This is a genomic window from Treponema sp. R80B11-R83G3 (assembly GCF_054786115.1).
In genome coordinates this window covers 1-404 of the sequence record NZ_BDHF01000541.1, presented here as the reverse complement: position 1 = coordinate 404, position 404 = coordinate 1, and the positions used below count along the sequence as shown (strand labels likewise).

Sequence of the window (404 nt, the reverse complement as noted above, 5' to 3'; positions counted from 1 at the left end):
GCGCAGTCTCCGGCAATGCGGCCGTATTCCTGCCCCTGCCTGAAAATTTCTTTGGCAAAATCAAACCAGGTAATGTTCCCTTCATTGGTATAATGATAAATACCGAAGGGGATGTTTTTACATGAATCAACCGTTTTGATGAGAGTCACGATAGTTGAAGCCAAATCAAATGCCCATGTAGGGCTGCCCCGCTGATCATTTACCACGGTAACTTCGTCCTGTTCATTCAGCAAACGGATCATGGTACAGACAAAATTACCGCCATGCCTACCGTACAGCCAGGCAGTACGGATTATGTAAGAGCTGGGATTGTTTTCCAGTACGGCAAGTTCACCGTTCCGCTTGGTCAGCCCGTAAACGCCAATGGGATCGGTATCATCATCTTCCGTATAAGGCCTGTTTAC

At 47.3% G+C, this 404-nt stretch carries 1 protein-coding gene; it reads right to left on the bottom strand.

Annotated features, from left to right (window positions below):
• Nucleotides 1-404, bottom strand: a 404-nt coding sequence (locus ACYVRH_RS14870; RefSeq protein WP_461257632.1) for an SDR family oxidoreductase, incomplete at both ends; no start/stop codon positions are given.